Consider the following 25,618-nt stretch of genomic DNA (forward strand, 5'->3'; position numbering starts at 1 on the left):
ATCACCGCGATCCTGCGCAGGCCGCCGCCGAGCGGCAGCACCCCGTCGTTCTTCAGGAGCACGATCCCGGCTTCCGCCGCCGCCAGGGCGACATCGCCATTGGCCTGATAGTCCGGCTCGCTCGGGACGACGGGTGAGTCGAACACCCCTTTTTCGATCAGGCTGCGCAGGATGCGGTGGACCATGTTGGTCAGGCGTTCGAAGGGCACCTCGCCCTGTTCGACGGCCTCCTTCAGCAGGGCCGGACCGAAATAGACCTGCTTGTCGAGCTGGTAGCCGCTCTCCTGGTCCATGCCGGCCAGGGCCGCCTTGGCGGTGGTGTGCACGGCGCCCCAGTCGCTCATCACCCAGCCCGGATAGTTCCAGTCGCCCTTCAGAACCTGGTTCAGCAGGAAGTCGTTCTCGCCGCACCACTCGCCATTGACCTTGTTATAGGCGCACATCACCGAGCCGGGCTGGCCCAGCTCGATGGCGATCTGGAAGGCCAGCAGGTCGCTTTCCCGCAACGGCGCCTCGTCGATCCGGGCGTCGACCACGTGGCGGCAGGTCTCCTGGTCGTTCAGCGCGAAGTGCTTGATGGTGCAGACGATGTTGTTCGACTGCGCGCCCTTGATCGCCTCGCCGGCCAGCACGCCGGTCAGCAGCGGGTCTTCGCCCAGATATTCGAAATTGCGGCCACAGCGCGGATCCCGCGTCAGATTGGCCCCGCCGCCCAGCAGCACGTTGAAGCCCTTGGCCCGGCTCTCGCGCCCGACCATCGCCCCGCCCTCATAGGCCAGATGCGCGTCCCAGGTGGAAGCCAGCGCCAGGCCCGACGGCAGGCCCGTGGAGCCGTCGCCCTTGCGCGCCTGGCGGGGATTGGCGACACCCAGGCTGGCGTCCGTCTCGTTCAGCGCCGGGATGCCAAGGCGCGGCACGCCGGCGATATAGCCGGCTCCCGTTCCCGCGTCGGCGGGCTTGTCCTCGGGCTTCAGCAGGTTCGGCATCGGGCCGTGAACCAGGGTGATCATCTCATCCAGGGTCAGTTCGGCGATCAGGGCGCGGGCCCGGTCATCGGGGCTGAGGCGCTTGTCCAGCCAGGTCTGGGTGGCGGTCATTGGATGTTTCTCCCCGGGGCATTGGTCTCGTTGGCGGCACGCTATCCATTTTAGTCCGAATGGGCAATAATGCTTGAATGAGCGACGCGCCCACCCGCCCGCGCGGCCGACCCGCCCGCAATGACCGCCCGGTTGGCGAGACCCGCGAGGCGATCCTGGCCGCAGCCCTGGACGTGTTCTCCAGGCGCGGATTCGAAGGCGCCTCCTTGCGCGACATCGCCGCCGCCGCCGGCCTGGAGCACAGCCTGGTCCGCTATCATTTCACCGACAAGGCCGGGCTGTGGCGGGCGGCGATGACCCATCTGATCGCCTTGATGGACGCCCACATGCTGGAGGGCTGGCGCACGGCGCGGACCCTGCCGGCGGTCGATCGCTTCGCGATGATGGTGACGACCTATGTCCGTTACTGCGCCCGCCATCCCGAGCACGCCCGGATCATGGTGCACGAGACCATGGGCGATTCCGACCGGGTGACCTGGATCGCCGAACACATCATCGCCCCGCAGCATCGCAACCTGTCGCGGATGCTGGAGACCCTGATGGACCAGGGCCACATCCCGAGGTCCCCTGTGCGCCCGCTGATCTACATCCTGTCCGCCGCCGCCCAGGCGCCCTTCACCCTGGCCGGCGAAGTCCGCGCCGCCTATGGCGTCGACACCGCCAGCGAGGCGGAGATCACCGCCCACACCCAGGCGCTGCTGGGGCTGGTGCTGCGGTGAGCCCTATTTGTTGTCCTTGAACGCCAGCCGGGTCGGGGCCTTGGCGAGCACGATCCGGGTCGCCCCGGCCAGCAGCTTGGGGTCGTAATAGGGTGCGCCGGCGGCCATCGGCAGGGGCGCCTCGCGGCCGTCCGCCAGTTTCGCCTTGCCCGATCCGGCGCCCGGGAAGCTCACCCCGATCAGGGTCGGGACGGCGAAGCGCATCATGCCGGCGACCCTGTCCATTCCGGCGTTCGCCTGGCTGACCGCCAGCTCCAGGTCGCGCGGATTGTATTCCTGGGCCGGCGGCATGGCCGGAGATATCCGCATATGGACGCCGAAGTCCGGATTGGGCGGGGCGTCGGCGGTGAAGCTGGCGGAGGCCAGCTGGGCGGCGGTGGGCAACTTGGTCACCCAGCCCTCGGCATTGATCGGCAAAGGCGTGCGGCGGCCGTCGGCCTCCAGGATCGCGGCGTTCATCCCCGTCGCCGGCTTGCCATTGACCTGGATGACATAGCCCAGCGCGAAGTGGTTCCGCTGGTCCGGCGGTATGGCCAGATACTTATCCAGATAGGGAAATACCTTGCTGAGCTTGACCGGCAGCTTGTCCGCCGCCTGGGCCAGGCCCGGGGCCAGGAGCGCCAGGGTCAGGCCGATGATCAGTCCACGCCGGCTCATGCCCGCCTCCGTCTCGATGAGAGGCCAAGCTTAGGGCGCGGGCGCCCCAGCCCTCAGTGAATTCGCGGTCATGGTCGGTGGAGAGGGCGGCCTCAGACCAGGGCCTCGAACTCATCCACCAGCCGCTCCAGCTGGCTCATTCCCGCCGCCCAGAAGGCCTTCTCGCGGGGATTCAGGCCGAAGGGCCGCAGCGCCTCGACATAGGTCCGCGTGCCGCCGGCGGCCAGCAGGTCCTCATAGAGCGGGGCGAAGGCGACCGGGTCCTCCCGGCGCTTCTCCATCAGGCCGCGCACCAGCAAGTCCCCGAAGGCGTAGGCATAGACATAGAAGGGCGAGTGCACGAAGTGGGTGACATAGCCCCAATAGTGCTCATAGCCGGCGTTGAGCTTGATGGCCGGGCCCAGGCTCTCGCCCATGGTCTCCAGCCACACCGCGCCGATCTCGTCGGCCGACAGCTCACCCGCGACACGGGCGGCGTGGAAGCGGGTCTCGAAACGGTGGAAGGCGATCTGGCGGACCACCGTATTGATCCCGTCCTCGATCTTGCCGGCCAAGAGGCCGCGACGCTCGGCCTTGGACGCCCCGGCCAATAGCCGTTCGAACACCAGGCCCTCGCCGAAGATCGAGGCGGTCTCGGCGAGCGTCAGGGGGGTGTCGGCCAAGAGGGTGCCAAGCGGCGAGCACAGGGTCTGGTGCACGGCATGGCCTAGCTCATGGGCCAGGGTCAGCACGTCGCGACGCTCGCCCATATAATTCATGAACACGAAGGGATGGCGCTCGGAATTGACCGGGTGCGAATAGGCCCCCGACTGCTTGCCGGGCCGGGGGCGGGCGTCGATCCAGGGCTGGTCGAAGAAGGTCCGGGCGGTGTCGGCGAACTTGGGCGCCAGGTCGGAGAAGCTGTCCAGCACCATGGCCTTGGCCTCGTCCCAGCCATAGGTCTTGGGGGCCAGGGTCTCCAGCGGCGCGTTACGGTCCCAGTAATCCAGCGACTTCCTGCCCATCACCTGGGCCTTCAGCCGGTAATAGCGATGGCTGACCGAGGGATAGGCCTCGACCACGGCCGCCTCCAGGGCCTCGACCGCGTCGGCGTCGACCTCGTTGGACAGGTGGCGCGAGGCCTGGGGGGTCGGATATTTCCGCCAGCGATCCTCGACCTGCTTCTCGAAGGCCAGCGTGTTGTAGGCCAGGCCGAGGATCGGGGTGCGTTCCTCCAGCGCCTTGGCCAGGCCTTGCGCCGCCTGCTTGCGCCGCGCCCCGTCCGGGTCCGACAGCCGGTTCAGGGCCTCGGGCAGGGTCAGGGTGTCCTTGCCGACCTTGGCGGTCAGCTTGGCCAGGGTCTCGTCGAACAGCCTGGCCCAGTTGGCCACGGCCGGACCGCGATCCAGCAGCATGCGCTCCAGGTCCGGCGACAGCTCGTGGGGCCGCGACAACCGCACGCGGCGCATCCAGCTGCGCCAGCGGGCCGCCGGGGCATGGGCCTTGAAGGCCTGCTCGATCTCCGGGTCCTCGAGCTGGTTGAGCTCCAGGGTGAAGAACAGGCTCTCGGCGGCGATCTGGCTGGATCGGGCCCGGAAGTCGGCCTCGAACTTCGACCAGGCCGGATCGTCGCGCGCCACCGAGGCGGCCATGGAGGCATAGGCGCCCACCGCCCACAGTCCGTTGGTGGCGGCCTCATAGAGGCCGATCCCGTGGTCCAGCAGTTCCCCGAGCCGCAGCGGATCGCCACGCAGGGCGACGAAGCGGCCCTTCAGCCGGGCCAGCTCGTCATTGGCGGCCTGCGCCCGCGCCAGATCGGTCTCGATCCGGGGATCGTCCCGGTCGCTATAGAGGTCGTCGAGCCGCCACTGCGGCAGGGAGTCGGTCTTCACGGGCGCGTTCATGAGCCGGGTTTAGCGCCCTGCCCGGCGAGCGCCTAGACCCGGCTCACTGATCCTTCAGATACTTGTCGAGCCAGGCGATCAACCGCTGCATGGCGTCGATCTGGTTCTCGCGCTTGACGAAGCCATGGCCCTCGGCCGGGTAATAGTGGGCGTCGACCGTGGCGCCGACGCTCTTCAGGGTGGCCACCACCTCGCGGGCCTGGCCCACCGGCACCCGGATGTCGTTCTCGCCCTGCAGCACCAGCAAGGGAGCCTTGGCCTGGCGAATGTATGTCATGGGGGATGAGGCCTCATAGACCGCCTTGTCGGTCACCGGATCGCCGATCAGCGAGCGCTGGTACTGCTGCAGCGCGGCGTCCTCATGCTTCATCATCTCGAACCAGTTGATGATCCCGTATTGCGACACGGCCGCCGCCCAGACGTCCGGGGTGCGGCCGATGGCCATCAGGGTCATGAACCCGCCATAGGAGCCGCCGGTGATGCCGATCTTCTTCGGGTTCACATAGCCGGTCGCGGTCAGGAACCTGGTCGCATAGACCTCGTCGGTCAGGTCCATGCCGCCCAGGTCCTTGTGGTTGGCCATCTGGAAAGCCATGCCATAGCCGGTGGAGCCGCGCACATTGGGCTGGATCACCACATAGCCGCGCGAGGCGAGCGCGATGGCGCCGCGGCTGAACCGGTCCTGGGTCTGGCCGGTCGGGCCGCCATGGGGAATCACCACCGCTGGCGCCGTTCCGTCGCGCTTCAGATTGAAGGGCACAGTCATGACCGCGCTGATCACCGTGCCGTCCTGGCTGGCGTAGTGGACAATCTGGGCGCTGGGCAGGCGGGCGGGGTCGAGGCTCGCCAGACCCAGATGGGTCAGGGGCTTTGCCGTTCCCGCCCGGGTGTCGGCCACCCAATAGTCGAAGGGGCTGTTGCTGGCCTCGTGGCTCAGCAGCATGCGGCCGTCGGCGGTGAAGCTGATCTCCGAGGCCTGGTCCGTATAGCCATCCGGCAGGCCCAGGCCGCGCACCGCGCCCGTGGCGACGTCCACCAGGCTCACCGACTGGCGGCCGTCGGCGTTGTCGATCACCGCGAGGCTCTTGCCGTCCGGGGTGAAGTCGCCGGAGGTCTGGTCCCAGGGCGTCGGCTTCAGCCAGCGGGAGGCGCCGGTCGCAAGGTCCAGCACGCCGGCGTGGTTCTGGCCCGTGGCCTCATTGGAGGTGATGGCGAGCGTCTTGCCGTCGGCCGAGACAGCGGTGGCGGCGATCACGGCCTTGGTCTTAACGGAGGTCACGGGCGCTGGGGCGCCGCCGTCGAGGCTCACGCGCCAGACGCCCATCAGGGTGGAGCCGAGATTGCCGCGATTGGCGATGAGGCCGCCGGCCACCCAGCCGACCGGCGCCCAGGAGAACTCCGGCTGGGCTTCCTGGGTCAGCAGCCGGACCTTGTGGTCGGCCCAGCCCATGACCGCGATGTTGGAGCCGGCGTCGGCCTTGCGCTTGGCGGCGAAGGCCAGGGTCGCGCCGTCCGGCGAGAACCGCGCCGTGGTCTCCGAGATATCCGGGGTGTTGGTCAGGTTGATGACCGGGCCGCCGCCGACGGGCACGGCATAGAGGTCGTACATCTCGTCCCCGCCGGTGTCGGCCTGGAACACGATCCACTTGCCGTCGGGCGAGGCGGCCAGGCCGGACTGGCGGTCATCGGACTGGGTCAGCTGCACCGGCCAGGAGCCGTCGGCCTCCACCCGCCACAGATTGAAGCGGCCGGTCAGATTGGTCGAGACGATCGCGGCCTTGCCGTCTGCGGTCCAGATGGCGTCCAGACCGCCGCGCGAGAAATAGAGGTCGGCTGCGGCGACAGGGCCGGCCTGGGGATTGACCAGCGAGACCAGGCTCCTGGGATCGGTCAGGCCGGTCGCCGGGCTTGGAACCGGCTTGGCGGGCGCCGCCGCGAGGGCCGGTGCGGCGAGGAAGATCGCCAGGGCCGCCCCTGCGGTCAGATGGTGACGGACGGACATGGCGTGCTCCCCTGAGGATCGCGAACCATAGGTCACCGCCGCGCCCTGTCCAGGCTGGCGCGCGCCGCCGGGCGTCGATACCAATGGCGGCCCTGTCCCGCCGGAGCCGCACCCTTGCGCAACCTGTCCCTCGCCGAGATCGAGACCCTGCTGGACGGCCAGATCGACCTGCGACGCCGCGCGGGCTCGATCCAGCCCATGCGCCTGCCGGTCGCCGAGCAGAGCTTCTATGACCCCTTCAACCGCTGGGTGGCCTCGGCGGCGGCGGGGGTGCGCCTGCGGCTGCGGACCGATTCGCGGAGCCTGCGCCTGACCGCCACCCAGCGGCTGCTGGCCGCCACCACCACGCCCGAGACCCGCGGCGCCTGGGACCTCTATGTGGACGGCGCCTTGCTGGCCCGGAGCTTCGGCCAGGGCGGGGCCCTGATGACCGCCGATGGCGGCCTGACCGGAGACGAAGCCTTCGTCCTGGCCTTCGAGGACCTGCCGGCCGGCGACAAGCTGATCGAGCTCTGGCTGCCCCAGGCGGCGACGGTCGGCCTCACCGGCCTGGCGCTCGATGACGGGGCGAGCCTGTCACCCGCCCCCGACCTGCGACCCCGCATCCTGTTCCACGGCAGCTCGATCACCCACTGCATGGAGGCCGAGGGCGCTTCGACCGGATGGCCCGCCGTCGCCGCACGCCTGGCCGGGGTCAGCCACACCAATCTCGGCTGGGCCGGGTCCTGCATGCTGTCGGGCCTGGCCGCCCGGATCATCCGCGACCAGCCGGCCGACGCCATCGTCTTGAAGCTGGGGATCAATGTGCATGCCGCCGGCCAGCTGGCGGCGCGGACCTTCCTGGACTCGGCCCACGCCATGGTCTCGATCATCCGCGAGAAACATCCTTTGACCCCGCTCGTCATCGCCTCGCCGATCTTCTCCCCGCCCCGCGAGGAGGTGGTCGAGGGCGGCGGGGTGTCCTTGCGCGGCATGCGGACGATCCTGGCCGACATGGTCGCCGTGCGTCAGGCGGCGGGCGACAGCACCATCCGCTATCTCGACGGCCTCAGCCTGTTCGGCCCGGCTGACGCCCACCTGCTGCCCGACGACCTCCACCCCAACACCGAGGGCTACCGCCTGATGGGCGAGCGCTTCTGCGCCCTGATGCTCACCGGCCCCGACGCCCTGGTCGCCGCGTGAAGCAGGTCATCCTCGTCAACCAGGCGCTCAACCTGCCGCCGGGCAAGCTGGCGGCTCAGGTGGCTCACGCCGCTGTCGCCGGCTTCCTGCAGTCGGGCGGGCGCGAGCAGCGCGCCTGGCTGGAGGCCGGCATGCCCAAGATCGTCCTGCGCTGCGAGAGCGAGGCGGAACTGCGCGAGATGGCCGCCGCCGCCCAGGCCGCCGGCCTGACCATCGCCCCGATCCGCGACGCCGGCCGCACGGTGATCGAGGCCGGAACCCTGACCTGCGTGGGGGTGGGGCCCGATGACCCCGCCAGGATCGACGCGATCACCGGCGCGCTGAAGCTGGTGCGCTAAGCCGCCCTCGGATCAGGCTGGGCAACCCCTGGCAGCCAACTCGTCCAACAGGGCGTCGGTGCGCGCGATCAGGGCGGCGTGAGCAGCGGCATAGTCGCTGTTCCAGGACGGAATGTCCCAGACCCGGGCCCGCTCCAGGCCGGGCGCCTGGGCCGCCTCGTCGAAGGCGATGACGATGTCGGCGTCGCGGGCGTCTCCCGCTGCGAGGGCCTGCACGGGCTCGGCCTTCGGGTCGAGGCCGTCGGCGCGCAGATGGGCGGCGAGCGCCGGAGAGACGTGATCCTCCGGATGCACCCCACGCGACCGGACCTGGACCAAGAGCCCGCGCGCCGCCGCGTCGCGCTTCAGCTGTTCGCGAGCGATGGCGCTCTTCACCGTGCCGGCCGGGCAGACGAACAGCACCCGGGGCGGCGGACACGGCCTGGCGGCGGCCAGGGCTGGGCTCGCCAACAGGGCCAGGCCCAGGCTGACGGATCGACGGGACAGACGGGAACGGGAATCGCCCATGGCGCAGTCTCCATACGGAGTCGCGCGGTGCTTGGGCGTGAGCCTCACCGGGACACCGCTTCATCCCGGACGGCGAGACCTAGCCGCTTTGACGGCCCTCGCCAAGCGCGACGGGCACGCGCTATCCCAGCATGCCTTTGCGCCTCATCCAGCCCAGCACCAGGTCCGGCCAGGCCTGGGCGGGCTTGCCGGCGGCGAAGCGGATGCCGAAGCCATGGCCGCCTTCCTCGAACAGGTGGGCCTCGACCGGGACATGGGCGGCGCGCAGGGCGGCCAGCAGGCGCAGGCTGTTCTCCACCGGCACGCTGCGGTCGTCGAGGGCGTGGACCAGCATGACCGGCGGGGCGTCCGGTCGCGCCAGGGCCTCCAGGGAATAGGCCGCTGTGCGGTCCAGGCTCGGCGCCTCGCCCAGCAGGTTCCTGCGTGACCCGACATGGGCGATGGCGGCGTCCATGCTGGCCACCGGATACATCAGGATGGAGATGTCCGGCCGGGCCGAGACCTGGTCGACGGAGTCGATCGGCGCATAGACGGGACGGTCGAAGGCGAGCGTCAACATGCCGGCCACATGGCCCCCGGCCGAGAAGCCGATCACCCCCAGGCGGTGCGGATCGACTCCATAGTCCGCGGCGTGGAAGCGGATCAGACGCAGGGCCCGTTGGGCGTCCTGCAGGGGCGTGTCCGGCCCCGCCGCCCAGCCTTCCTGCGGCAGGCGATAGGTCATGACGAACACCGTGACCCCCGAGGCCGCGAACCGTTCGGCCGCCTCGTAGCCCTCCTTGTCCATCACCACCCAGGCATAGCCGCCGCCGGGCGCCATCAGCAGCGCCGCGCCATTGGCGTGGGCGGGGCGGAAGACGGTCAGGGTCGGGCGGGTGACGCCCTTGATGATGCGGTCGCGCAGGCCACCCGGCGTCAGGGGCCGTTCCACCACCTCTTCCCGCGCCGTGGCGTGTTCGCCGCCGGGCGCAGGGCCGGGCCAGATCGCGATGACCGCATGGCCCGCAACGAACGGGCTGTCCTCGGCCTCGGCCGCAGTCGCCAGGCCCAGGGCGGCGAGGACTGAGATCAGCAGTTTGGTAACCGGTGTCATGTGGCGATGCTAGGCCGGGCGACGCCGCAGGGGAAGGGCCGGCGCGCGCTAGCCCCTTGGGGGCGGGACGGTGGGCGGCGAGGGCGCCGGCGCGGCGGGCGCGGTGGGCATGGCCGCATCGCCTTCGGCAGGCGGTGCGCCGTCCGCGCCGGGCGGAAGCTCGACCATGGGCGACACGGGATCGACCGGGGTCAGGTCCTCTTCCATCGGCGTGTCCGCCTCGTCGGTCACGGCGGGAGCCGGCGGCGCGCCGCGGCCCACGGCATAGGTGGCGAAGGCGCGCCAGATCTGGGCGGGCAGACCACCGCCGACCACGCCGTTCATGGCGCTGTTGTCGTCATTGCCGACCCAGACCCCGACCACCAGGTCGTCGACATAGCCGATGAACAGGGCGTCGCGATAATTCTGGGTGGTGCCGGTCTTGCCAAAGGCCCCGGGGATGGCTGCGGCGACGCCGGTGCCGTGCTGGGTGGCGGAACGCAGCAGGTCGCGCATGCCGGCCAGCTCCGCCTTGCCCAGCGGCACGGCGGGCTTGCGCCGCCGCCAGTCGGCCAGTCCGTGGGGGATCACTGGCCCCTCGCCGGCGGCGATGGCGGCATAGGCGGCGGTCAGCTGCACCAGGCTCATGGGACCGGTGCCGAGCGCCAGGGTCAGGTCGTTGGGGATCGGTTCATTGACGCCCAGGGAGCGCACGGTGCGGACGATCTCATCGCGGCCGACGATCTTGGCCAGCCGTACGGCGGCGGCGTTGGACGAGGCGGCGAAGGCGGTGATCAGCGGCACTTCGCGGCCGGCGTACTTGCCCTCGTGGTTCTTGGGCGTCCAGCCGCTGATCTGCACCGGGGTGTCGAGGATCGGGCTGTTCGGGGTCCAGCCCTGGCGCAGGGCGGTCAGATAGACGAACAGCTTGAAGGCCGAGCCGGGCTGGCGCTCGCCGTCGGCGCGGTTGAACTGGCTTAGCTTGTAGTCGCGGCCGCCAACCATGGCGATCACCCGGCCGTCGGGGCGCATGGCCACCAGGGCGCCCTGGGTGGCGTGCAGCACCGGGCCATCGCGGTCCAGGAACTGGTTGAGGATCTTCTCGGCCTGGGCCTGCAATTCGGGGTCCAGGGTGGTCCGCACCACCGTCTCCCCATAGCGGCCCTCGAAGGCCGCGCGGGCCTGGGGCATCATCCAATCGGCGAAATAGGAGCCGGTGGGCAGCCTGGTCGGACGCGGCGCGATCACCACCGAGCGGGCCGCTTCCTCCGCCTGGGCCTTGGTGATGGCCCCGGTCTCGACCATGGCCGCCAGCACCACGCGCATCCGCGCCCGCGCGCCCTGCGGGTTCTCGCTCGGGGCCAGGCGCGACGGCGCCTTGACCAGGCCGGCCAGCATGGCGGCCTCGCCGAGGCTCAGCTGCTCCGGCGGCTTGGCGAAATACCGCTGGGAGGCCGAGCGCAGCCCAAAGGCGCTGTCGCCGAAATAGACCGAGGACAGGTAGCGCGAGAGGATCTCGTCCTTGGAGAGCCGGGTCTCCAGATAGAGGGCGATCAGCGCCTCCTGGAGCTTGCGCTTCAGGGTGCGCTTGTTGGTCAGGAAGGCGTTCTTGGCCAGCTGCTGGGTGATGGTCGAGCCGCCCTGCACGCCTTCGCCGGCCTGGGCGTTGCGATGCAGCGCCCGCAGTATGCCCAGCGGATCGACCCCCATGTGCTGATAGAAGCGGCGGTCCTCGATGGCGACGAAGGCGTTGGGCACCACCTTGGGCAGCTTGGCGACCTCGATCGGCGCTTCCTTGTAGGACCCGCGCCGGGCGATCGGCTGGCCATTGTCGGCCACCAGCACCAGGGTCGGGCTGGCCAGGGGCTCCAGCGCCCGGTTCAGGGGCAGGGCCCAAAGCAGGGAGCCGATCACCGCGACCACGGTCAGCACGATCGCCGCCACGACCCCCAGCAGCAGGGGCCGGCTCTTCCAGAGCGGCGGCCCGGCGGGTTCGGCGCGCTTGGGGCGCGGACGGCCGACGGCGGCGACCCAGGCCTCGGGTTCGGGGATGGGCTCGGGCGCCGGCGCCTCGACGACGGGCTCAGGCTCAGGCGCGGCCTCGGCGGCGACATCAACGTCCAGCGCCTCGGTGACAACCCCCGCTTTGGGCTTGGCCCTGGACTTGCGAACTCGCTTGGGCTCGGGCGGCCCAGGTTCGACGGCTTCGGTCGGCGCGGTCGCGTCGGCCTCCCCGCCAGCTTCAGACTTGCGCTTGGCTCTCGACTTGCGAACCCGCCTGGGCTTGGCGGGCGCGTCCGGCGCGGACTCGGCCGGAACGGAGTCGGCCAAAACGGACTCGGCAGGTGTCTCTGGGTCGAGAGGTTCGGACATGCACACGCCGCCAGTCGGGGCCGAGACCCCGGAAAGCGCGCTTCCTATCACAGGCGGTCAGCGATCCAAGCCCGGCGTGGCCTTCCGCGTCTAGTAGCTCTTCAGAAGCAGGCTGGTCTCGGTCACCCCGATGCCGTCGATGCGGCGAATGGCGTCCAGAGTCTCGGAGAACCCGGCCAGGCTCTCGGTGGCGAGGTCCACCACCAGGTCCCAGCGGCCATTGGTCGAGTGGATGGCGGCGACCTGCGGGAAACCGCGCAGGGCGCGCACCACGGCCTGGGTGCGGTCGCCCTTGACCTCGACGCTCATCACCGCCCGGACCTGCGGGTCCTCGACGCCGCGGGTGCGGATGGTGAAGCCCAGGATCGCGCCCCGGGCCAGCAGCCGCTCGATGCGGTTCTGCACCGTGCCACGGCTGACCTTGAGGTCGGCGGCCAGGTTCGCAGCGGGGATTCGTGCGTCCTGCCGCAGCCGGGCGATGATCTGGCGGTCGAGATCGTCCATGACGTTTGGATATTCTGTTCTGACGTTTCGGCAGTAATTCAGGCTAAATGTAGCATGTTCTCGGCTTTCTGATAGCGCGTGGCACGTCCAGCCTTTGGGTCACCCCAAAGGAAAGCCTCCGAGCATGACCCCGCGCTTCCTGATGACCGACCCGGCCTGGTTCGATGTCAGCTACAGCATCAATCCCTGGATGCGTCCCGACGCCTGGGCGACCCACCGCAAGACCGAGGCCATCGCCGCCTCCGCCGCCCTGCGCCGCGCCCTGGAGTCCTGTGGCGCCCTGGTCGAGATGGTTCCCGCCGTCGAGGGCCTGCCCGACCTGGTGTTCCCGGCCAACGCCGCCGTGGTGCTGGATGGAAGGGCCCTGCTGGCCCGCTTCCGCCATCCCGAACGCCAGGGCGAGGAAGCCCCCTTCCGCGCCGCCTTCGAGCGCCTGGCCGACCGGGGCCTGATCTCGGAGATCGTCGAGCTGCCGGCCGGCCTGACCCACGAGGGCGCCGGCGACGGCCTTTGGGACGAGACCCGCCAGCTGTTCTGGACCGGCCACGGGCCGCGTTCGCATCGCGCGGCCTCCGACGTCATCGGCCAGGTGTTCGGCCGCCCGGTGGTCCCGCTGGAGCTGGCGACTGAGGCCTATTACCACCTCGACACCTGCTTCCGGCCGCTGAGCGGCGGCGAGGTGCTCTACTACCCGCCGGCCTTCACCGCCGCCGGCCTGGCCGCCATCGAGGCGCATGTGGCCCCGGCCGACCGGATCATCGCCACGGACGAGGACGCCCAGGCCTTCTGCGTCAACGCCGTCTGCCTGGACCGCACCGTGATCATGGCCCGCGCGCCGGAGCGCCTGGCCCAGCGCCTGACCGCGCGCGGCTACGCCCTCGCCGAGGTCGACCTCGATCCGTTCATCCTGTCTGGCGGCGCGGCCTTCTGCATGACCCTGCGCCTCGACCTCGCCAGCCAGCCCGTCCTCGCCCTCCAGAAGTGAGTTCCGCCATGACCACGACCACCCTCGCCCGCTCGCCCTCCGCCGCCCTCCTGATCGAGAAGGAGCAGCACTACGGCGCCCGCAACTACAAGCCGCTGGATGTCGTCCTGACCCGGGGCGAAGGCGTCCATGTCTGGGATGTGGACGGCAACCGCTATCTCGACTGTCTGTCGGCCTATTCGGCGGTGAACCAGGGCCACTGCCACCCCCGCATCCTGGCGGCCATGACCGAGCAGGCCTCGCGTCTGACCCTCACCAGCCGGGCCTTCCGCAACGACCAGCTGCCGGCCTTCTATGAGGAGCTGTGCGAACTGACCAATTCCCACATGGTCCTGCCGATGAACTCCGGCGCCGAGGCCGTGGAAAGCGCGCTGAAGGTGGTCAGGAAGTGGGGCTATGAGGTCAAGGGGGTAGCCGACGGCCAGGCCGAGATCATCGTCTGTTCCGAGAACTTCCACGGCCGGACGCTGGCCATTGTCGGCTTCTCATCGGATGACCAGACCCGGGGCGGCTTCGGTCCCTTCGCGCCGGGCTTCAAGATCATCCCGTTCGGCGACGCCGCCGCCTTGGAAGCCGCCATCGGCCCCAACACCGTGGGCTTCCTGGTCGAGCCGATCCAGGGCGAGGCCGGGGTGATCATCCCGCCGGACGGCTATTTCACGCGAGTTCGCGAGATCTGCACCCGGCGCAATGTCGTGCTGATCCTGGACGAGATCCAGACCGGCCTCGGCCGCACCGGCAAGCTGCTGGCCGAGCAGCATGAGGGGATCGAGGCGGACCTGACCCTGGTCGGCAAGGCCCTGGCCGGCGGCTTCTATCCGGTCTCGGCCGTGCTCTCCAACACCGAAGTTCTGGGGGTGCTGAAGCCGGGCGACCACGGCTCGACCTTCGGCGGCAACCCGCTCGCCTGCGCGGTCGCCCGCATGGCGCTGAAGGTGCTGGTCGAGGAAGGCATGATCGAGAATTCCGCCCGCATGGGCGAACGGCTGAAGACCAGCCTGGCGTCCATCGGCCACCCGGCGATCAAGCAGGTGCGCGGACGCGGCCTGATGCTGGCGGTGGAGCTGCACCCCGAGGCGGGCGGCGCGCGGCCGCTGTGCGAGGCGCTGAAGGGCCTGGGCCTCCTGGCCAAGGACACCCATGACCACACCGTCCGCCTCGCCCCGCCCCTGATCCTCACCGCCGATCAGGCGGATTGGATTTCGGAACAGGTCGAGGCGGCGTTGGGGTCGATCTAGGGTCTAGTTCGTGGCGGCTGCGGCCGCCGGAGCGGCCTGGGCCTTGTGGGCTTCCGTGATGATGTAGGCGCGGATGTCCTCGGCGTCCTTGGCGGTGATGAACTTGGTGAAGCTCACCATGCCGTGGGACTTGCGGGCCCCGTCCAGCACCACCGATTTGAAGTTGTCCTCGGAGGTGATCATCTGGGACTTCTTCAGGTCGGGCAGATAGGAGCCCGAGGCGTTGGGGCCATGGCAGACCTGGCAGTTCTCATGGAACTGCACGAAGCCGTTCTTGGCGTCGCCCTTGGAGGAGATGGCGGTCAGGTCCAGAGCCGGCACCTCCTGCACTTCATAGGCCGGCGCCGTGGCCTTGCCGCCCAGCTTGAACACCATCAGACGGCCGGGCATGCGCGGCTGGTTGCCCAGCAGCACGGAGGCCGAGACCGGCCCGCCGCCGCCATAGCCGACCATCACCGCCACATATTGCTCGCCATCGATCTGATAGCTGGCGGGGGCGGCGACGACGCCATTGGTGGTCTTGTAGCTCCACAGCTTGGTCCCGTTGGCCGCGTCATAGGCGACGAACTGGCCCTCGGCCGAGCCCTGGAACACCAGGCCGCCGGCCGTGGACATCACCCCGGCGTTCCAGAAATAGGGGTGCTCGACGGTCCAACGGGCCTTCTGGGCCACCGGGTCCCAGGCGATCAGCTGGCCTTTGAACATGGCCTTCAGGCCGGCCAGGGTCGCCTTGTCTTCCGGCAGGGCGTTGGCCAGCAGATTGGTGCCGACGTTCCAGCCGCCCGGCTTGTACTTGAACTCCTTGATGTTCGTATAGGCGAAGGGCGAGGCCTGGGCCGGGATATAGACCAGGCCGGTCTGGGGGCTGTAGCTCATCGGGTGCCAGTTGTGGGCGCCCAGCGGGCCGGGCAGCTGCAGGGACGGAGCGTCCTTGTAGCGGGCGGCCGGGTTCTCGATCGGCCGGCCGGTGACCGGATCCACGCCCGTAGCCCAGGTCTGGGGCACGAAGCCCTTGGCCGAGATCAGCTTTCCCGTGGCCCGGTCGAGCACATAGAAGAAGCCATTCTTCGGCGCCTGCATCAGCACCTTCTGCGGCTTACCGTCGAGGGTCAGGTCGGCCAGGATGATGTGCTGAGTGGCGGTGTAGTCCCAGCTCTCGCCGGGCGTCGTCTGATAGTGCCAGACATATTCCCCGGTGTCGGGCTTGAGCGCCAGGATCGAGGAGACGAACAGATTGTCGCCCTTGCCGTCCGAACGCTTCAGGTGGTTCCAGGGGGTGCCATTGCCGACGCCCAGATAGACGATGTCGAGATCCGGATCATAGGCCATGGAGTCCCAGACCGTGGCCCCGCCGCCGGTCTGTTTCCAGACCTCGCCATACCAGGTGCCGGCGGCCTTCTCGGCCATGATCTTGTCGGAGGCCGCGCCGTCCGGCTTACCCTCAGGATTGGGGGCCGTGTAGAAGCGCCAGACCATCTTGCCGGTGGCGGTGTCATAGGCGCTGATATAGCCGCGCACGCCATATTCGGCGCCGCCGTTGCCGATCAGCACCTTGTCCTTGATGATCCTGGGCGCCCCGGTGATCGTGTAGGGCTTGCCGACATCGGTGGTCTGCACCGACCAGACCGGCTTGCCGGTGGCGGCGTCGAGCGCGATCAGGCGGCCGTCGAGGGCGCCGAAATAGACCCGGCCCTTCCAGACGGCGACGCCGCGATTGACCACGTCACAGCAGGCGTCGAAGCCCTTGGTCCCGTCGACCTTGGGATCGAAGGCCCACTTCTGCTCGCCGGTCTTGGCGTCGAAGGCGAAGACCTTGGACCAGGCGGTGGTGACATAGAGCACGCCGTCGACCTCGACCGGCGTGGCCTCCTGGCCGCGATCGGTGTCGAACTGATGGAACCAGGCCAGGCCCAGCTGGCTGACATTCTTGGTGTCGATCTTGGTGAGCGGGCTGTAGCGCTGTTCGTCATAGGTGTGGCCGACCGACAGCCAGTCTCCGCCGGTCGCGGCCTTGGCCAGGCGCGCGCCATCGACATTGCCCGGCTTGGCGTTGCAGCCGGCCAGAGCGGCGGTCATCGCAAGCGCGAGGACGATCTTGGTGAACTTCATAGTGCCTCCCAGCAGCCGTCGCTGCGGCCTTGGGCGGCACTATGCGCCTGACGCTAGGGCCTGCAAGCTATGACGTAGCGTCACCACGCTCGGTGAGCCAGGCCAGGAAGGTCGCGACCAGATAGGCGGCCAGGGCCGTCATCGCGAAGCTGGAGGGGGCGCCACCGCCCGGCAACACCAGCCCGACGATCTGCAGGATCACGAGGAAACCGAGGAACAACAGGGCCGGCCCCACCGACTGGCCCGCCGCCCCGCGCCGCCAGGCCCAGGCCGCGCCGGCCACGGCCAGCAGGCCCATCTCCAAGGCCTCCTCAGGCACCGGATAGTTCCAGAATGCGAAGCCCACCTTCTGGCCCCCGAACCACAGCTCCAGGTCCGGGCGATGCACCAAGAGGTCGCCCAGCCAGTGGGAGAAGACCGTCAGCCCGATGAACAGCGCCGCGCGCCAGGGCAGCCTCAGCACCAGCCGGGCCAGGATCGCCGCCCCCAGCGACCAGATCAGCGATCCGGGCAGGCTGTGGGTGTAGGGCATGTGCTCCAGCACCAGGGCGCTGCCGGGCAGGCTCGCGTCCATGTGCATCCGCTCGACCCCCGCCAGGATCAGCCCGCTCCAGCCGATATCGATCAGCTGGGCGGCGGCCACATAGGTCCAGAGCGGCGCGCGCGGCTCGACGCTCTTGGCCGCGAAGGCGGCGGCGTAGTGGCCCACGAACATGGCGATCCCTCCCAGGGTTTCGAGAAGAGAGAGCTAGAGCGTGGCGCCTGGCAAGCCCATGGCCGATTCCTCTGGGGCGGCCATGCATCCGCGCATGGGTCCCGCGGCCCGGTCGTTAACCCCTGACTCAGGTCTCCGAAACCCCGCCTTTACCTCGGACCTGTATCAATCCGCGACATAAGGAACCTCATCCCGGGTTTGCCCCGGCAGATGAGCGTCCAGTCCAGGTGGGTGTCTTCATATGGCCAAAACGGTCCTCGTCGTCGATGACGATCCGACTCAGCGCAGGCTGATCCAGGCGGTCCTGGAGCGCGAAGGGTTCGCGGTCGTCCATGCCGAAAACGGTGATCAGGCGATCGCCAGGCTGACCTCCGGCGGTCCCTGCGACCTGATCCTGCTCGACCTGGTGATGCCGGGTCTGTCGGGGCAGGACACGCTGAAGGAAATCCGCGCGCGCAGCTTCGCCCAGCCGGTGATCGTGGTCACCGCCACCGGCGGCATCGACACGGTCGTCCAGGCCATGCAGGCCGGCGCCTGCGATTTCTTCATCAAGCCCGCCTCGCCGGAACGGATCATCGTCTCGATCCGCAATGCGCTCAGCATGGGCGCCCTGAAGGGCGAGGTCGAGCGGCTGAAGAAGCATGCCGGCGGCCGCGCCACCTTCGCGGACCTGGTCGGCGCCTCGGCCCCCATGCAGCTGGTCAAGCGCATGGGCGAGCGGGCCGCCAAGTCCTCGATCCCCGTGCTGATCACCGGCGAGAGCGGTGTCGGCAAGGAAGTCATCGCCCGCGCCGTCCATGGCTCGTCCGAGCGGGCCGGCAAGCCCTTCGTCGCCGTAAACTGCGGGGCCCTGCCCGAGAACCTCGTCGAATCCATCCTGTTCGGCCACGAGAAGGGCAGCTTCACCGGCGCCACCGACAAGCACCTGGGCAAGTTCCTGGAGGCCAATGGCGGCACCCTGTTCCTCGACGAGGTCGGCGAGCTGCCGCTGGACATCCAGGTCAAGCTGCTGCGCGCCCTGCAGGAGAGCGAGATCGACCCGGTCGGCTCCAAGCGCAGCCTGAAGGTCGATGTCCGCATCGTCTCGGCGACCAATCGCGACCTGGCCAATGCGGTCAAGGAAGGCCGCTTCCGCGAGGACCTGTTCTATCGCCTCAACGTCTTCCCGATCGAGGCCCCCGCCCTGCGCGAACGGCGCGAGGACGTGCCGGCCCTGGTCGAGACCTTCATCCGCCGGTTCAATGTGGAAGAGGGCAAGTCGGTGGTCGGCGCCTCGGCCGAGACCCTGACCTTCCTGACCGCCTATGACTGGCCGGGCAATGTCCGCCAGCTGGAGAACGCGGTCTATCGCGCCATCGTGCTGGCCGACGCCCCCTATCTGCAGCCCTACGATTTCCCGGCCATTTCCGGGGTCGCCGCACCGCCGCCCGAGGCCCTGCCAACCGCCATCAGCCACGCCCATCCGCCGATCCTCTCGGCGGGCGAGCTGATGGACGACCTGCCCAAGGACGCGCCGGTGCGCATCCTCGACGGTCGCGGCCACCTGCGGACGCTGGAAGACATCGAACGCGACCTGATCCAGCTGGCCATCGAGATCTATGCCGGCCACATGAGCGAGGTGGCCAGGCGTCTCGGCATCGGCCGCTCGACCCTCTATCGCAAGGTCCGCGAGCAGGGGCTGGAGGACGTGATCCGCGAAGCCTCGGGCGAGGCGGTTCCGGAGACCGAAGCCGACAGCCACGCGGCCTAGGAGGTCAGGGCGCCCCAGACCTCGCGATTGTCGACGCGCTCGACCCGGCGGGTCGGGCGCAGGTCCACGAGCCGCGCCAGCCCGACCTCGGCCAGCAGGGCGCGCGCCTGCGCCTGGTCGGCCGCCGCGAGGCCGTCGAACAGGTCCTGGATCTTCTGCAACAGCCAGACCCGATAGGGGAACACGGCGACGCTGAGCTTCACGCCGCGCCAGTCGAAGGCCGTAAAGCCGATCACCCTTTGGCTGGCCCGCCCGCCGATCACCTCGCCTGCGACGATATCCGGGCCGGCCGCCACGCCGTTGTAGAAGCTCATGAAGGCCTCGACCTCCGGCAGATAGTCCTCGGCCACGAAGGCCAATAGGGCCTTCAGCGTGTCGGGAACCGCGTCGGCCGCGAACACGACCTCGGCGACATCACCATATTCACCGGCGTCCTGGTTAGGCGCGTACATCCGTTCGACCCAGCGCCAGACCCGCCAGGCTGTGGTCTTCATCAGGGTCGCCGGGTGCGGATCGCGCGCCAGGTGGGCGTGCAGCGGCGCGAACAGACCGTAGTCGCCCAGGGTGGGCGCCCCGCCCAGCAGATAGGGCGTGGTCTCCAGATGGGCTTCGAACAATTGCAGGAACCGGGCGTAGGACGCCTCGATCACGGGCGCCGAGTCCTCGCTCACCCCGAAGATCCGCGCCGCCTGGCGCATGCGGGCGCTCGAGGCGGCGAAGGAGGCGGCCCTGGCCTCGGCCCCGCCCTCCAGCACCATGGGGCCCGAGAAGTCCTGGGCCAGGAAGCCCAGGTTGTCGGCGTCGAAGTCCCAGCGGTAGTGCATGGCCGGCCGCACCATGCCCTCGCCGCCGAACAGCTCGAAGATCGCGCCCACCACCCGCTGAACAGGGCCACCCGCCAGGGCCGGCAGCCTGGCCCAGCCCGCCGTCTCGCCATGGGTGATGATGTCGGCGCCGTCCTGGATGAAGCCGCCGTCAGGGGTCTCCAGCACCGGGATGATCCAACGGCCGACCGCGCGCCGCGCCGCGTCAAACCCCGGATGGCTGGGCGCGCGCTCGATGAACTCGACGCGCTGCTTGCGCAGATAGGCGCGGGCCTTGCCGGAATAGAGCGAGCCCGGCATGGCGTAGAGGATGTAGGGGGGCACGGCAGGTCCTTCTCGCCAATCTCGAATATGGCACCTTAGATGCCATTAGATCGGGGAACAACCGTCGCTCAGTCGCCCTTCGGCGCCTTGCGGCCGAAGGGCTTGCGGGTCATGGGCTTCTTCTCGCCCTTGGCCTTGGACGAGATCTCTTTCAGCTTCATGTGCTGCATGACCGACAGGGCCTCCCCGGCGCCGCCCTTCTCAGGGTCGCCGAAGGCCCGGCCATAGGTCTTGAGCCGGTCCTCGACCGAGCCCAGGAACTCCCCCTCCCAGTCGGAAAGCTTGACCCCCGTGCGGTCCGCCTGACGACGGGCGCGCTTGAGGGCGTTGAGGGCCGCCCGCTTGGCGGCCTCCTTCCGGTCTGGTGGGGCGCGCTTCAAATCTCTCCGAGCGCGGACAGATAGAGGTCGAGGATGGCCTCTTCCTCCTGGCGCTTGGCGCGGTCCTGCTTGCGCATCCGCACCACCTTGCGCAGGATCTTGACGTCAAAGCCGTTGCCCTTGGCCTCGGCGAAGACCTCCTTGATCTGCTCGGCGATCTCGGACTTTTCCAGTTCCAGCCGTTCGATCCGCTCGACGATGCTCTTCAGCTGCGTCTGCGCCGTGACGTTCAGGATGTCGCTGTGGGCGCTGTCGTCGGCCATGGGGAGAGCCTCTCATAAGTGGGCGATGTCGGAAAGGCGCGGAACCTAGAGCATTTCCCGAAAAGTGTGACGCACTTTTCGGATCGAGAAATGCTCTAATTTTTCGACTTAGAGCCCTTCTCATCCAGTCTGGTTGAGTGAACCAGACTGGGAAGGGCTCTAGCGAGCGCCAGGGGTCCTGTCACGCGACTAGAGCAGGCCTCTGGCCTCAAGGGCGGGCCGGAGCGCCGCCGGGTCGGTGAAGTGGTGGACGTCGAAGCCCAGGGCCTGGGCGGCGGCGATATTCGCGGCGCTGTCGTCGACGAACAGGGTGTCGGCGGGATCGAGCCCGAATCGATCGCGGGTCAGTTCGAAGATCGCCGGATCCGGCTTGATCAGCCCCTCGTCGCCCGAAACCACGAAAGCTCTGACATGGCGGAAGGCCGGGCTCATGGCGATCGTGCCGGCAAACGTCTCCTGGGACATGTTGGTCAGGCCGTATTGCGGTACGCCGCGCAAGGCCAGGGCCTCGATCGCGGCCTCGGTCTCGGGGATCGTCCCGGAGAACATGTCCCACCACCGGGTCTCCCAGGCGTGGATCTGGTCGGCATATTCAGGAAAGCGCGCCAGCAGCGCGACGCGGTTGTCCGCGAAGGTCACGCCGCGATCATGGGCGACGTGCCAGTCCATCGTGCAGACAGACGACAGGAACCGGTCGCATTCGACCGGGTCCTCGAAGACCTGGGAATAGAGCGTGCGGGGATTCCACCGCACCACCACATTTCCGACATCCCAGAGCAGCTTTGAGGCCATCTCCGGGACGCGCCTTCAGCCTCAGCCTTGCTTGGCTTTGAAGCGCGGGTCGGTCTTGTTGATGATGTAGACGACGCCCTTGCGGCGCACGAGCTTGCAGTCGCGGTGACGCGTCTTGAGCGACTTGAGCGAGCTTCTGACCTTCATGACCGTGTCTCTAGGGCGACCAACGGCGGCCCGGGTTGTCTACAGAGCGGGCGCATATACGGGGACCTCGCATTTGAGTCAACGCCGGCTCTCCCCTGACGGGCTTGTGATTGAGACATGAGCCGGGGGCGGCTAGGGTCCCGACCATGGATCGTCGCTCCTTCCTCGTTCTGCTGCTGGCCGGATGCGCCGACCCTGCGCCCAACCTCTTGCCGGCGGTCTCGCCCCTGCCCGCGGCGCCGACCCCGCAGTCGCCGGCCCCGGTCGTCGCCCCGACCCAGTCGGGCGATCCCGGCTTCGACGCCTGGGCCTCGGCCTTCTATGGCCGCGCCGTGCAGGCCGGCCTGCCCTCCGCCCTGCTGGATCGCGAACTGGCAGGCCTGGTCCCCGACCCCCGGGTGACCAGCCTCGACAGCCGCCAGCCGGAATTCGCCAAGCCGTTCGGCGACTATATCAAGGGCGCGGTCTCCGAGGACCGCATCGCCATCGGCCAGCGGAAGCGCGCCGAGCTCAGCGCCCTGATGACGCCGATCGAGGACCGCTACGGCGTGTCCGCCGACGTGGTCATGGGCATCTGGGCCATGGAGACCGGCTTCGGCGCGGTGATGGGCAGTTTCGACGTCCTGCGCTGCATGGCGACCCTGGCCGCCGAGGGCCGCCGCCAGCAGTTCGCCGAGGACCAGCTGATGGCGGCGCTGAAGATCATCGGCTCCGGTGAATTCCCAAGGTCACAGCTGTTCGGTTCCTGGGCCGGCGCCATGGGCCAGACCCAGTTCATCCCCACCACCTTCCTCTCGACCGCCGTCGACGGCGACGGGGACGGCAAGCGCGACATCTGGGGCTCCAGCGCCGATGCGCTGGCCTCGGCCGCCAATCTGCTGGCCAAGGGCGGCTGGGCGCGGGGCCAGACCTGGGCGCACGAAGTCACCGTGCCGGACGGCTTCGACTATGGCCTGACCGAAGGCCCGCGCGATACGCCGGACTGGTGGGCGGGCCTGGGGGTGCGACGCGCCGACGGCCTGCCCTGGATCACAGCCGACCAGGGCGCCAAGGCCATGCTGATCGCGCCGAGCGGGGCGAGCGGGCCGAAGTTCCTGCTGCTGCCCAACCATTTCGTGATCCGCAAATACAACAACGCCACCACCTATGCCCTGGGCGTAGGCCTGCTGGCGGATCGATTCGCCGGCGCAGGGCCGCTGATCCAGGCCTGGCCCTATGAGACCGCCCTGTCGCTGGCCGACCGCATCACCGCCCAGCAGGCCCTGGCGGCCCTGGGCTTTGATCCCGGCGCGGCGGACGGGGTGGTGGGGGTCAATACCCGCAGCGCGCTCAGGGCCTGGCAGAAGACCCGGGGCCTGACCGCCGACGGCTATCTGTCGATCCAGATGGTCGGACTGCTCAAGGCCGAGGTGCCGAGCGCCGGCCCGCCGCCCCAGGCGGTCCCCGCGCCGACGCCGTCGCCGGTGGGCTAGACCCCGCCCTCGTCGCTCTTTTCAAGCCCGGCCATGGTCTGATCGTCGCGGGTGGCGGGCGCCGGATCGGCGTTGCGCAGCTGAGGGTTCAGGAAGGCGAAGGCCAGCATCGCCAGCATCATGGTCATGTTCAGCAGGAACGGGGCGGAGTGGTAGTGCTCGTAGAGCCAGACAAAGGCCGGGGCGAGCACCACATTGACGCCGTTGACGGCGGCGATGGCGCCGGCCACCCGGGCCTGCTCGCCCATGTCCACAGCCAGGGATGAGCCGGCGGTGAAGCCCGGGCGGGCGAAGCCGAAGCCCAGGCAGGACAGGGCATAGCCCGTCACCACCGCCCAATAGTCCGGCGCGAAGGCCACCAGCAGATTGCCCGCCGCCGCCACGGCCACGCCCCAGCGCAGCAGCTGGCGCGGCGTCATGTCGAACATCCGGATGATGCCCCACTGGGCCAGGAGGCCGGCCACCGCGCCAAACGCCATGGCGATGGCGATGAAGCCCTGGGCCTGCTGGATCGGCAGGCCCAGCTTGTCGATGATCAGGAAGCCCAGGGTCTGGGCCTGGGCGGTCTGGCTGACCGCGACGATAAAGCCGTAGATCAGGAAGGGCGTGATCCGGGGATCGCGCCACATGGGCCGCTCCTTCTCGCCGGCGAAGGCGTGGGAGCGGGCCTCGTATTTGGGCCGATGCTGGCTTTCCGGCAGCTTACGCCAGACCACCACCAACATGGTCACGGCGATCAGCGAGAACATGGTCATGGGCCCGGCCAGGCCCAGGAACGGCAGGATGAACAAGGGGGCCAGGAACGGACCGATCACCGTGCCCAGGCCGAAGGCGCCGGCCAGGCTGGACATCGACTGGGTGCGCTTCTCGATCGGAGTGTGCTCGGCCACATAGGCCTGGGTCGCCGGGTTCGAGGCCGCGCCGAACAGGCCGAACAGGGCGCGCGCGACCAGGAACAGGGCGAAGATCACCATCCAGCTGGCCAGCTTGTGCAGGCCGGCGCTGACCACCAGGGCGCAGGCGGCCATGGAGACCGCGAAGCCGGTCAGGCCGATCAGCATCATCGGCTTGCGGCCATAGCGGTCGGAGGCCTGGGCCCAGAACGGCGAGGAGAAGGCCCACAGCAGGGCCGAGAGCGAGAACACGCCGGCGACCAGATAGTCGGGAATGCCGATGGAGCGGCCGATGGCCGGCAGCACCGAGATCATCCCGGTATTGCCCATGGCGGTGACCAGGGAGACGCCGAATATGATCACGAAGGACTGCATCGGCAGACCCTCCGGGGCGGAGAGGCTCTTGGGCATGGTTCGCTGTTAAGCCGCACCGGCCCGGAGCGCAAACCCCGTTCTCCTTACGACGCATTAAGCATTAACGCCGATGCTGCGCGCTGATCTCCGCCCCAGGACCCCGCGCGCATGTTTCAGATTATCGGCATCGTGCTGCTGTTCGGCCTGGTCTTCGGCAGCTTCCTCATGTCCGGGGGCAACCTTGGCGTGATCATCGAGGCCGCGCCTCACGAGATGATGGCCATTGGCGGCGCGGGCGTGGCGAGCTTCCTGATCGCCAACTCCATGACCGTCATCAAGGGCGCCGGCGGCGGCATGGGCAAGGTGTTCTCCGGCCCCAAATGGAAGGCCAGCGACTATCGCGACCTGCTGTCGCTGCTCTTCCTGCTGACCAAGACCATGAAGTCCAAGGGCGTCATCGCGCTGGAAAGCCACATCGAGAACCCGCACGACTCCACGATCTTCTCGCGCTTCCCCCGGATCGGGAAAGACCACTTCGCCATCGACTTCATCTGCGACACCCTGCGGATGATGACCATGAACCTCGAGGACCCTCACCAGGTCGAGGACGCCATGGAAAAGCAGCTGGAGAAGCACCACCACGAGGCCCTGGCCCCGGCCCACGCCATCCAGTCCCTGGCCGACGCCCTGCCCGCCCTGGGCATCGTCGCGGCCGTGCTGGGCATCATCAAGACCATGGGCGCCATCACCGAACCGCCGGAGGTGCTGGGCGAGATGATCGGCTCGGCCCTGGTCGGCACCTTCCTGGGGGTGTTCCTGGCCTATGGCCTGGTCGGCCCCTTCGCCACCCGGATGACCCAGGTCGTCGATGAGGAGGGCGCGTTCTACAAGATCATCCAGGCCGTCCTGGTCGCCCACCTGCACGGCAACGCCGCCCAGATCTCCGTCGAGATCGGCCGCGGCAGCGTCCCCTCCAGCGCCCAGCCCAGCTTCCTGGAACTGGAAGAGGCGCTCTCGGCGATCCCGAACGAGGCCTGA

Annotated in this window: 24 protein-coding genes; 8 read left to right on the plus strand and 16 right to left on the minus strand. The window is 69.0% G+C overall.

The features are described from left to right. Positions 1–1,097: glycoside hydrolase family 3 protein (locus Q7P21_RS04185; protein ID WP_304175887.1), on the minus strand; the 1,097-nt coding region annotated here is incomplete at its 3' end. A gap of 77 nt (positions 1,098–1,174) precedes the next feature. Here Q7P21_RS04185 and Q7P21_RS04190 point away from each other — a divergent pair. After that, on the plus strand, positions 1,175–1,816 hold the full coding sequence (locus Q7P21_RS04190) for a TetR/AcrR family transcriptional regulator (RefSeq protein WP_304170036.1): 642 nt from the start codon (positions 1,175–1,177) through the stop codon (positions 1,814–1,816). A gap of 3 nt (positions 1,817–1,819) precedes the next feature. Here Q7P21_RS04190 and Q7P21_RS04195 read toward each other — a convergent pair whose 3' ends face one another. From Q7P21_RS04195 to Q7P21_RS04205, 3 genes are all read right to left on the minus strand, one after another. Next, positions 1,820–2,473, minus strand: coding sequence for a hypothetical protein (locus tag Q7P21_RS04195; RefSeq protein ID WP_304175889.1), 654 nt, complete (start codon positions 2,471–2,473; stop codon positions 1,820–1,822). 92 nt (positions 2,474–2,565) lie between these two features. Beyond that, positions 2,566–4,356, minus strand: coding sequence for a M3 family oligoendopeptidase (locus Q7P21_RS04200; RefSeq protein WP_304175891.1), 1,791 nt, complete (start codon positions 4,354–4,356; stop codon positions 2,566–2,568). Between the two features lie 43 nt (positions 4,357–4,399). After that, a complete protein-coding gene (locus Q7P21_RS04205) occupies positions 4,400–6,358 on the minus strand; it encodes a S9 family peptidase (RefSeq protein WP_304166461.1) in 1,959 nt (652 codons plus the stop codon). 114 nt (positions 6,359–6,472) lie between these two features. On the opposite strand from Q7P21_RS04205, the gene Q7P21_RS04210 reads away from it, so the two are divergent. Both Q7P21_RS04210 and pth2 read left to right on the plus strand, forming a co-directional pair. Beyond that, the gene (locus tag Q7P21_RS04210) at positions 6,473–7,540 is read left to right on the plus strand and encodes a GDSL-type esterase/lipase family protein (RefSeq protein WP_304175893.1); all 1,068 of its coding nucleotides are present in this window, start codon (positions 6,473–6,475) and stop codon (positions 7,538–7,540) included. Beyond that, positions 7,537–7,878: an aminoacyl-tRNA hydrolase gene (pth2, locus tag Q7P21_RS04215; protein WP_304166454.1), complete on the plus strand. Its 342-nt coding sequence runs from the start codon at positions 7,537–7,539 to the stop codon at positions 7,876–7,878. Before Q7P21_RS04210 ends, pth2 begins: the two co-directional genes overlap by 4 nt. Before the next feature lie 12 nt (positions 7,879–7,890). On the opposite strand, the gene Q7P21_RS04220 is transcribed toward pth2, so the two are convergent. The 4 genes from Q7P21_RS04220 to Q7P21_RS04235 form a co-directional block, all read right to left on the minus strand. Next, positions 7,891–8,385, minus strand: a complete 495-nt coding sequence (locus Q7P21_RS04220) for a hypothetical protein (protein ID WP_304166452.1) — start codon at positions 8,383–8,385, stop codon at positions 7,891–7,893. A 121-nt stretch (positions 8,386–8,506) separates the two neighbouring features. After that, positions 8,507–9,478, minus strand: a complete 972-nt coding sequence (locus Q7P21_RS04225; protein WP_304175895.1) for an alpha/beta hydrolase — start codon at positions 9,476–9,478, stop codon at positions 8,507–8,509. A gap of 48 nt (positions 9,479–9,526) precedes the next feature. Then, entirely contained in the window at positions 9,527–11,788 is a 2,262-nt protein-coding gene (locus tag Q7P21_RS04230) for a transglycosylase domain-containing protein (protein WP_304175897.1), read from the minus strand. 132 nt (positions 11,789–11,920) lie between these two features. Further along, positions 11,921–12,334 (minus strand): Lrp/AsnC family transcriptional regulator, encoded by a 414-nt coding sequence (locus Q7P21_RS04235; protein WP_304166444.1) that lies wholly within the window; start codon positions 12,332–12,334, stop codon positions 11,921–11,923. 124 nt (positions 12,335–12,458) lie between these two features. Here Q7P21_RS04235 and Q7P21_RS04240 point away from each other — a divergent pair, with 124 nt between their 5' ends. Both Q7P21_RS04240 and rocD read left to right on the plus strand, forming a co-directional pair. After that, positions 12,459–13,319: a dimethylarginine dimethylaminohydrolase family protein gene (locus tag Q7P21_RS04240; RefSeq protein ID WP_304166443.1), complete on the plus strand. Its 861-nt coding sequence runs from the start codon at positions 12,459–12,461 to the stop codon at positions 13,317–13,319. Between the two features lie 8 nt (positions 13,320–13,327). Then, positions 13,328–14,557 (plus strand): ornithine--oxo-acid transaminase, encoded by a 1,230-nt coding sequence (gene rocD / locus Q7P21_RS04245; protein ID WP_304166441.1) that lies wholly within the window; start codon positions 13,328–13,330, stop codon positions 14,555–14,557. Positions 14,558–14,560: 3 nt separating this feature from the next. Here rocD and Q7P21_RS04250 read toward each other — a convergent pair whose 3' ends face one another. Beyond that, positions 14,561–16,666: a PQQ-dependent dehydrogenase, methanol/ethanol family gene (locus tag Q7P21_RS04250; RefSeq protein WP_304166437.1), complete on the minus strand. Its 2,106-nt coding sequence runs from the start codon at positions 16,664–16,666 to the stop codon at positions 14,561–14,563. 67 nt (positions 16,667–16,733) lie between these two features. After that, the gene (locus tag Q7P21_RS04255; RefSeq protein WP_304166434.1) at positions 16,734–17,381 is read right to left on the minus strand and encodes a hypothetical protein; all 648 of its coding nucleotides are present in this window, start codon (positions 17,379–17,381) and stop codon (positions 16,734–16,736) included. A gap of 241 nt (positions 17,382–17,622) precedes the next feature. Here Q7P21_RS04255 and Q7P21_RS04260 point away from each other — a divergent pair, with 241 nt between their 5' ends. Beyond that, positions 17,623–19,131 carry a sigma-54 dependent transcriptional regulator gene (locus Q7P21_RS04260; RefSeq protein WP_304175899.1) on the plus strand — a complete coding sequence of 503 codons (1,509 nt, stop codon included), beginning with the start codon at positions 17,623–17,625 and terminating at the stop codon, positions 19,129–19,131. Here Q7P21_RS04260 and Q7P21_RS04265 read toward each other — a convergent pair. The 5 genes from Q7P21_RS04265 to ykgO all read right to left on the minus strand — a co-directional run bounded on the left by Q7P21_RS04265 (position 19,128) and on the right by ykgO (position 21,861). Continuing rightward, on the minus strand, positions 19,128–20,279 hold the full coding sequence (locus tag Q7P21_RS04265; protein WP_304175901.1) for a glutathione S-transferase N-terminal domain-containing protein: 1,152 nt from the start codon (positions 20,277–20,279) through the stop codon (positions 19,128–19,130). The two genes, Q7P21_RS04260 and Q7P21_RS04265, sit on opposite strands and share 4 nt — an antisense overlap. A gap of 68 nt (positions 20,280–20,347) precedes the next feature. After that, entirely contained in the window at positions 20,348–20,659 is a 312-nt protein-coding gene (locus Q7P21_RS04270; RefSeq protein WP_304166429.1) for a hypothetical protein, read from the minus strand. Further along, positions 20,656–20,922, minus strand: a complete 267-nt coding sequence (locus tag Q7P21_RS04275; RefSeq protein ID WP_304166428.1) for a DUF2312 domain-containing protein — start codon at positions 20,920–20,922, stop codon at positions 20,656–20,658. The genes Q7P21_RS04270 and Q7P21_RS04275 overlap by 4 nt, the downstream gene beginning before the upstream one ends. A gap of 189 nt (positions 20,923–21,111) precedes the next feature. Continuing rightward, complete coding sequence (locus Q7P21_RS04280) at positions 21,112–21,714, minus strand: HAD-IA family hydrolase (RefSeq protein WP_304175903.1); 603 nt, start codon at positions 21,712–21,714, stop codon at positions 21,112–21,114. Positions 21,715–21,735: 21 nt separating this feature from the next. Further along, complete coding sequence (gene ykgO, locus Q7P21_RS04285) at positions 21,736–21,861, minus strand: type B 50S ribosomal protein L36 (RefSeq protein ID WP_242563125.1); 126 nt, start codon at positions 21,859–21,861, stop codon at positions 21,736–21,738. 146 nt (positions 21,862–22,007) lie between these two features. On the opposite strand from ykgO, the gene Q7P21_RS04290 reads away from it, so the two are divergent. Beyond that, positions 22,008–23,333, plus strand: coding sequence for a lytic murein transglycosylase (locus tag Q7P21_RS04290; RefSeq protein ID WP_304166424.1), 1,326 nt, complete (start codon positions 22,008–22,010; stop codon positions 23,331–23,333). On the opposite strand, the gene Q7P21_RS04295 is transcribed toward Q7P21_RS04290, so the two are convergent. After that, positions 23,330–24,637 (minus strand): MFS transporter, encoded by a 1,308-nt coding sequence (locus Q7P21_RS04295; protein ID WP_304166423.1) that lies wholly within the window; start codon positions 24,635–24,637, stop codon positions 23,330–23,332. The genes Q7P21_RS04290 and Q7P21_RS04295 overlap by 4 nt on opposite strands. A gap of 111 nt (positions 24,638–24,748) precedes the next feature. On the opposite strand from Q7P21_RS04295, the gene motA reads away from it, so the two are divergent. Beyond that, positions 24,749–25,618 (plus strand): flagellar motor stator protein MotA, encoded by an 870-nt coding sequence (motA, locus tag Q7P21_RS04300; RefSeq protein WP_304166421.1) that lies wholly within the window; start codon positions 24,749–24,751, stop codon positions 25,616–25,618.

It is taken from the genome of Phenylobacterium aquaticum, from assembly GCF_947378715.1.
In the GTDB taxonomy this organism is placed as follows: Bacteria; Pseudomonadota; Alphaproteobacteria; order Caulobacterales; family Caulobacteraceae; genus Phenylobacterium; species Phenylobacterium aquaticum_A.

Excerpts from the sequence above, each read along its gene's own strand:
- Q7P21_RS04250 (WP_304166437.1), bottom strand. The coding sequence starts at position 16,666 with ATGAAGTTCACCAAGATCGTCCTCGCGCTTGCGATGACCGCCGCTCTG.
- motA (WP_304166421.1), top strand. The coding sequence starts at position 24,749 with ATGTTTCAGATTATCGGCATCGTGCTGCTGTTCGGCCTGGTCTTCGGC.
- Q7P21_RS04205 (WP_304166461.1), bottom strand. The coding sequence starts at position 6,358 with ATGTCCGTCCGTCACCATCTGACCGCAGGGGCGGCCCTGGCGATCTTC.
- Q7P21_RS04235 (WP_304166444.1), bottom strand. The coding sequence starts at position 12,334 with ATGGACGATCTCGACCGCCAGATCATCGCCCGGCTGCGGCAGGACGCA.
- rocD (WP_304166441.1), top strand. The coding sequence starts at position 13,328 with ATGACCACGACCACCCTCGCCCGCTCGCCCTCCGCCGCCCTCCTGATC.
- ykgO (WP_242563125.1), bottom strand. The coding sequence starts at position 21,861 with ATGAAGGTCAGAAGCTCGCTCAAGTCGCTCAAGACGCGTCACCGCGAC.
- Q7P21_RS04190 (WP_304170036.1), top strand. The coding sequence starts at position 1,175 with ATGAGCGACGCGCCCACCCGCCCGCGCGGCCGACCCGCCCGCAATGAC.
- Q7P21_RS04260 (WP_304175899.1), top strand. The coding sequence starts at position 17,623 with ATGGCCAAAACGGTCCTCGTCGTCGATGACGATCCGACTCAGCGCAGG.
- Q7P21_RS04280 (WP_304175903.1), bottom strand. The coding sequence starts at position 21,714 with ATGGCCTCAAAGCTGCTCTGGGATGTCGGAAATGTGGTGGTGCGGTGG.
- Q7P21_RS04275 (WP_304166428.1), bottom strand. The coding sequence starts at position 20,922 with ATGGCCGACGACAGCGCCCACAGCGACATCCTGAACGTCACGGCGCAG.
- Q7P21_RS04290 (WP_304166424.1), top strand. The coding sequence starts at position 22,008 with ATGGATCGTCGCTCCTTCCTCGTTCTGCTGCTGGCCGGATGCGCCGAC.
- Q7P21_RS04240 (WP_304166443.1), top strand. The coding sequence starts at position 12,459 with ATGACCCCGCGCTTCCTGATGACCGACCCGGCCTGGTTCGATGTCAGC.
- Q7P21_RS04195 (WP_304175889.1), bottom strand. The coding sequence starts at position 2,473 with ATGAGCCGGCGTGGACTGATCATCGGCCTGACCCTGGCGCTCCTGGCC.
- Q7P21_RS04295 (WP_304166423.1), bottom strand. The coding sequence starts at position 24,637 with ATGCCCAAGAGCCTCTCCGCCCCGGAGGGTCTGCCGATGCAGTCCTTC.
- Q7P21_RS04200 (WP_304175891.1), bottom strand. The coding sequence starts at position 4,356 with ATGAACGCGCCCGTGAAGACCGACTCCCTGCCGCAGTGGCGGCTCGAC.
- Q7P21_RS04220 (WP_304166452.1), bottom strand. The coding sequence starts at position 8,385 with ATGGGCGATTCCCGTTCCCGTCTGTCCCGTCGATCCGTCAGCCTGGGC.
- Q7P21_RS04225 (WP_304175895.1), bottom strand. The coding sequence starts at position 9,478 with ATGACACCGGTTACCAAACTGCTGATCTCAGTCCTCGCCGCCCTGGGC.
- Q7P21_RS04255 (WP_304166434.1), bottom strand. The coding sequence starts at position 17,381 with ATGTTCGTGGGCCACTACGCCGCCGCCTTCGCGGCCAAGAGCGTCGAG.